This is a genomic window from Lysobacter sp. 1R34A, assembly GCF_051217035.1.
In the GTDB taxonomy this organism is placed as follows: Bacteria; Pseudomonadota; Gammaproteobacteria; order Xanthomonadales; family Xanthomonadaceae; genus Lysobacter.
In genome coordinates this window covers 1-6,842 of the sequence record NZ_JBPKJP010000152.1, presented here as the reverse complement: position 1 = coordinate 6,842, position 6,842 = coordinate 1, and the positions used below count along the sequence as shown (strand labels likewise).

The 6,842-nt window shown below is 70.5% G+C and carries 2 protein-coding genes; both read right to left on the bottom strand.

Features of this window, described 5'->3' with window-relative positions:
• Positions 1–6,548, bottom strand: a 6,548-nt coding sequence (locus tag ACSAMQ_RS19500) for an amino acid adenylation domain-containing protein (protein WP_435397250.1), incomplete at its 3' end; no start/stop codon positions are given.
• The coding region (locus ACSAMQ_RS19495) for a phosphopantetheine-binding protein (RefSeq protein ID WP_435397249.1) at positions 6,541–6,842 on the bottom strand (302 nt) is incomplete at its 5' end. The genes ACSAMQ_RS19495 and ACSAMQ_RS19500, both read right to left, overlap by 8 nt.

Here is a 6,842-nt window from a genome sequence, read left to right as displayed (position 1 = left end):
GCTACGACGAAGTGAAGCAGTACGCCCAGGCCATGCTCGGCACCAAGATGGAGACCTACCAGTCGGCCGGCGTCGCCCTGCCGATCGATACGGTGCTGATCTCCGAAGGCATCGCGCAGCGCGAGCGCCGCGCCCAGGCTTTCGCGCAGGCGCGTGGTCAGTTGCACGGCGAGCAGCGAGTGGCCGCCGAGTTCGAAGAAATGGTCGTGGCGGCCGACACGCGGCAGGCCGAGCAGCTCGCACCAGATCGCCGCGACCTCGGTTTCGGTGTCGCCCTGCGGCGCCTCGTACTCGCGCGCCGCCACCGCCGAGGCGTCGGGCGCCGGCAGCGCCTTGCGGTCGAGCTTGCCGTTCGCGGTCAGCGGCCACGCCGTCAGGTTGACGAAGGCCGACGGCAGCATGTAGTCGGCCAGGCCCTTGGCCAGGCGCTCGCGCAGCGCCGCCGCCGACAGCTCGACGGCGTCCTCGGCGATCACATAGGCGACCAGGCGCTTGTCGCCGCCCTCGCCTTCGCGCGCGACGACCACGGCTTCGCGCACGCCTTCGCAAGCGGCCAGGCGCGCTTCGATTTCGCCGAGTTCGATGCGAAAGCCGCGGATCTTGACCTGGAAATCGTTGCGGCCGAGGAATTCGATGCTGCCGTCGTCGCGCCAGCGGCCGAGGTCGCCGGTGCGGTACAGGCGCGCGTCCGGCTCGTCGCTGTAGGGGTCGGCGACGAAACGTTCGGCGCTGAGTTCGTCGCGGTTGAGATAACCGCGGGCCACGCCGGGGCCGCCGATGTACAGCTCGCCGGTCACGCCGACCGGCACCGGCTCGCCGCGCGGGTCGAGCAGATAGACGCGGGTGTTGGCGATCGGCTTGCCGATCGGAATGCTGCGCGCGCCGTCGGGGACCGCGGCGATCTCGTGGTTGGTCGCGAAAGTGGTGGTCTCGGTCGGGCCGTAGCCGTTGACCAGGCGCCGCGGCCGCTGGGCGCGGCTCAACGCGCGCGCGACGCTGCGCGGGTCGAGCGCGTCGCCGCCGATCAGCAGGTGGTTCAATCCGGCGAAGGCCGGCGCCAAGGCATCGGCGTATTCGTTGAACAGGCCGACCGTGAGCCACAGCGCGGTTACGCCGCCGTCGATCAGGGCCGCGGCGAAACGCGCCGGATCCAGCACATCGGCGGCGGCGATTACCTCCAGCCGCGCGCCGTTGAGCAAGGCGCCCCACAGCTCCCAGGTCGACGCGTCGAAGGCCGGGTTCGCGCACAGGCCGATCACCTCGTCGACGCCGAACTGCGCGCATTCGTTATTGATCGCCAGTCGCAGCACGCTGCGGTGCTCGACCATCACCCCCTTGGGCAAGCCGGTCGACCCGGAGGTGTAGATCACGTAGGCGAGATGGCGCGAACCGAGCCCGGCCACGTCGGGCGCAAGGTCGAGCGGCGACGGCGACTGCGCATCGGCGATCCCGTCCATGGCCACGAACGCGGCCTCGGCCTGGGCCAGGGCAACGGTGGATTCGCGCAAGGCGGCCGGCGCCAGCAGCGCGCGAGGCGCGCTGTCGGCGAGCATGAAGGCCAGGCGTTCGTCGGGATGCTGCGGGTCCAGCGGCACGTAGCCGGCGCCGGCCTTGAGGATGCCGAGCACGCCGACGAGCAGTTCCAGGCCGCGCTCGGCGCAGATCGCAACGCGGTCGTCGGGCTGCACGCCCAAAGCGATCAGGCGATGAGCGACACGATTGGCGCAGCGGTCGAGTTCGGCGTAGCTCAGGCGGCGGCCGCGAAAACGCGCGGCGATCGCGGTCGGCCGCTCGGCCGCGCGCTGCGCGAACAGCTCGTGGATGCAACGCTCGTGCGGGTAGTCGGCGTCGGTAGCGTTGAAGCCGCGCAACACCTGCTCGCGCTGCTCCGCGCTGAGCAGCGGCAAGGCGTCGACGGTGCGCGCCTCGTCGCCGGCCATGGCTTCGAGCAGGCGGACGAAATGTCCGGCGTAGCGCTCGATGGTGGCGCGCTCGAACAGGTCGGTGGCGAAGGCCAGATTGCCTTCGAGGGTGGCGCCGGCGTCGGTGACCGCCAGTTCGATGTCGAAATGCGCGGTATGGCGGGCACCGCCGATCGCTTCCAGCGTCAACCCCGGCAGCTCCAGGGCGCCGCCGTCGGGGGTGTTGTTGAACGCCAGCATGCTCTGGAACAGCGGGCTGTAACTCAGGGTGCGCGCCGGCTGCAGCGCTTCGACCACCTGCTCGAACGGCACGTCCTGATGGGCGTACGCGTCCAGGGTGGTGGCCTTGACCTGGGCCAGCAGCGCGGCCACGCTCGGCGCCGCGCTGAGGTCGACGCGCAGCGCCAGGGTGTTGACGAAGAAACCGATCAGCGGCTCGAGTTCGGCGCGCTGGCGGTTGGCGACCGGGCTGCCGACGACGACCTGGTCCTGCCCGCTCAAACGCGACAGCAGCACCGACCACGCCGCCAGCAGGGTCATGAACAAGGTCGTGCCGTGGCGCTGCGACAGAGCGCGCAAGGACGCGGTCAGCTCCGGCGACAGGCTCAGGGCGACGCGGTCGCCGGCATAGCTCTGCAGCGGCGGGCGCGGACGGTCGGCCGGCAGCTCCAGCAAGGCCGGCGCGCCGCGCAGGTGTTCGCGCCAGAAATCCAGCTGCGCCTGCAGGGTTTCGCCCTGCAGCCACTGGCGCTGCCACAAGGCGTAGTCGGCATACTGGATCGGCAGCGCCGGCAAGGGGTCGGCGCGGCCCTGGTGAAACGCCGCATACATCGCGCTGACTTCGCGCACCAGCACGCCGAGCGACCAGCCGTCGGAAACGATGTGATGCTGGGTGACCAGCAGCACGTGCTCGTCTTCGGCCAGGCGCAGCAGACGGCCGCGGATCAGCGGACCGGTGGCCAGGTCGAACGGCGCCTGCGCTTCCTGCTCGGCCAATGCCGTCACCTCGGCCTCGCGCGCCTCGGCGGCGAGCGCGCTGAGGTCGTGTTCGATTAGGGCGAAGCCGACCTCGGCCGGCGCGATCGCCTGCACCGGCATGCCGCCGCCGTCGACGAAACTCGTGCGCAGGTTTTCGTGGCGCGCGACGATGCCGTCGAGGGTGCGCTTGAGCGCGCCGCGGTCGAGCGCGCCACTCAGGCGCAGCGCCGCCGGCATGTGGTAGGCGGCGCTGGCGGCGCGATCGAGCTGGTCGAGGAACCACAGGCGCTGTTGCGCCCACGACAGCGGCAAGGCGCCGCCGCGGTCGGCGCGGACGATCACGCTGTCGTCGGCGCGGCCGGCCTCGGCCAAGACCGCCGCCATCGCCGCCAGGCTCGGATGGGCGAACACCTCGCGCAAGGCCAGCTCGACACCGAGCGCTTCGCGCAGGCGGGTGACCAGTTGCACCGCGAGCAGCGAATGCCCGCCGAGTTCGAAGAATTGGTCTTGGCGGCCGGCGCGTTCCAGCCCGAGCAGTTCGCACCAGACCCGCGCCACGGTCCGCTCCAGTTCGCCTTGTGGCGCTTCGTACTCGCGCAGCGCGAGCGCGGACTGGTCCGGCGCCGGCAAGGCTCTGCGGTCGAGCTTGCCGTTCGGCGACATCGGCCAGGCGTCCAGAGTCACGAACGCGGACGGCAGCATGTACTCGGCGAGGTCGCGGGCGAGCGCGGCGCGCAGGTTCGCCGCCGATACGTCGGCACCTTCTTCCGCAAGCAGATAGGCGACCAGGCGCTTGCCGCCGGCCTGGTCATCGCGCGCGGTCACCACCGCCTCGCGCACGCCGGCGCAGGCGCACAGGCGCGCCTCGATCTCGCCGAGCTCGACCCGGAAGCCGCGGATCTTGACCTGGAAATCGTTGCGGCCCAGGTAGTCGACCGTGCCATCGGGCAACCAGCGGCCGAGGTCGCCGGTCTTGTACATGCGCGCCTCGGGATCGGCGACGAACGGGTCGGCCAGGAAGCGTTCGGCGCTGAGCTCGGGGCGACCGAGATAGCCGCGCGCCAGGCAGGCGCCGCCGATGTAGATCTCGCCGTTGACGCCGGGCGGCACCGGCTGGCGTTCGCCGTCGAGCAGGTAGATGCGCGCATTGGCGATCGGCGCGCCGATCGGCGGCGTCGCCGGCCACGCCGCCGGGTCGCCGGACAAGACATGGGCGGTGCAGACGTGGCTTTCGGTCGGGCCGTAATGGTTGTGCAGCTCGCGTCCGGGAACGCGGGCGAAGAAACTGCGGATCGCCGGGTTGACGAACAACTGCTCGCCGGCGGTAACCACGCGGGTCAGCGAGGGCAAGGCTTCGCCGTTGCGCTCGGCCGCCGCGACCAGGCCCTGGAAGGCCACGAACGGCAGGAAGATACGCTGCACTTCGTGGCGCTTGATGAAATCGACCAGCGCGAACGGGTCCTGCCGGGTCGCTTCGCGCAGCAGCATTAGGCAGCCGCCCGAGGCCAGCGTGTAGAACAACTCCTGGAAGGCGACGTCGAAGCCGAGCGCGGAGAACTGCAGCACCCTCTCGCCGGCGGCGCGACCGGCACGGTCGCGGCACTGCCAGTCGATCAGATTGACCAGCGGCGCCTGCGGCATCGCCACGCCCTTGGGCTGTCCGGTCGAGCCGGAGGTATAGATGACGTAGGCCAGATGCGACGGCGCCAGCCCGGCCACGAGCGGGTCGTGATGAGGCTGCGCGGCGAGCGCGGCGTCGCCGAGGTCGATCGACGGCACGCGGGAGGCGGACAACGCCGGCACCTCGGCGAGCAGGCCCGGCTGGCTCAGCAGCGCCAGCGGCGCGCTGTCGCCGAGCATGTAGGCCAGTCGTTCGTCCGGATACGCCGGATCCAGCGGCACGTAGCCGGCGCCGGCCTTGAGAATGCCGAGCACGCCGATCACCAGCTCCGGACCGCGTTCTGCGCAGATCGCCACACGGTCGTCCGGCTGGACCCCGAGCGCGATCAAACGGTGCGCGACCTGGTTGGCGCGGCGGTTGAGTTCGGCGTAACTGAGGCTGCAATCTTCGAACACCAGCGCACAGGCCTCGGGCGTGCTGCGCGCCTGCCGCTCGAAGACCTCGTGCAGCACCCGCGGCGGCGCGAACTCGACCGCGCTTTCGTTGAACCCTTCGAGCACGCGCTGGCGTTCGGCCGCGGCCATCAGCGGCAGGCGCGCGACCGGTTCGCCGCGGTCGGCGGCCAGGCCTTCCAGCACCCTGACGAAATAGCCGGCGTAGCGTTCGATGGTGGCGTGGTCGAACAGATCGCTGGCATAACCGATGTTGCCCTCGACCGCGCCGTCGATCTCGCGCAGGCCGAGCTCCAGGTCGAAATGGGCGGTGTAGCGCGAAGTGCCGAGCATCTCCAGGCTCAGCCCCGGCAAGGTCAGTTCGCTGTTGCCGGGGGTGTTGTTGAACGCCAGCATGGTCTGGAACACCGGCCCGTAGCTGAGGCTGCGCGCGGGCTGCAGCGCTTCGACGACCTGCTCGAACGGCACGTCCTGGTGAGCGTAGGCGCCGAGGGTGGCGGCCTTGACCTGGGCCAGCAAGGCGGCGACATCGGGCCGGCCGCTGAAATCGATGCGCAGGGCGATGGTGTTGACGAAGAAACCGATCAGCGGCTCGACTTCGCTGCGGCGGCGGTTCGCCACCGGGCTGCCGATCACCACTTCGTCCTGGCCGCTCAGGCGCGACAGCAGGGTCGCCCAGGCCGCCAGCAGGACCATGAACATGGTCGTGCCGTGGCGCTGCGAGAGCGCGTGCAGCGCGGTGGTCAGCTGCGCGCTCAGACGCAGGTCGACACGGCCGCCGGCATAGCGCTGCACCGGCGGGCGCGGCCGGTCGCTCGGCAATTCCAGCAAAGCCGGTGCGCCGCCGAGATGGCCGCGCCAGAAATCCAGCTGGCCCTGCAGCGCATCGCCCTGCAACCACTGGCGCTGCCACACCGCGTAGTCGGCGTACTGGATCGCCAGCGGCGGCAGCGGATCGGCCTGGCCCTGGCTGAAGGCGCTGTACAGCGCGGTGACTTCGCGCACCAGCACGCCGATCGACCAGCCGTCGGAGACGATGTGGTGCTGGGTCAGCAGCAGCACGTGCTCGTCGTCGGCCAACCGCAACAGGCGGCCGCGGATCAGCGGCCCGGTGGCGAGGTCGAACGGCGCGCGCGCTTCGACCGCGCCGAGTTCGGCGACGGCGGTTTCGCGCGCCTGCGGGTCGAGGACGCTCAGGTCCTGCCGCTCGAGGGCGAAGCCCTGCTCGCCCGGCGCGATCACCTGGGCCGGCACGCCGTCGACTTCGACGAACCGGGTGCGCAGGTTTTCGTGGCGCGCGATCAGGCGGTCGAGCGTGGCCTGGAGCGCGTCGCGGTCGAGACGGCCGCGCAGGCGCAGCGCCACCGGCATGTGATAGGCGGCGCTGGCGGCGGGGTCGAGCCGGTCGAGGAACCACAGCCGCTGTTGCGCCCACGACAGGGGCAGCACCGCGCCGCGGTCGGCGAGCGGGATCGTGGTCGCGGCCTCGTCGCCGCGCTGTTCGATGCGTTTCTTCAGCCGGTTGCGCAAAATCGCCTGTTTCAGCTCTTCCAGAGCCTGGTCCTGCTTATTCATCTACGGATTCCCTTTCCAGCAGCTTGCGCAATTCGTCTTCCGACATCGAATCCAACTCGTCCTGCATGTCGCCGAGTTCGTCGCCGAGGAAGACCTCGACCTGCAAGGCCTTGATCGCATCGGCCAGCACCGACAGCAGTGGACGTTCGAACAGCTCGCGCAGCGGCACTTCGACGTGGAACTGCTCGCGCACCCGGATCGCCAACTGCATGATCAGCAGCGAATGGCCGCCGAGTTCGAAGAAATGGTCGTGGCGGCCGACCCGCTCGATGCCCAGCAGGTCCTGCCAGATCG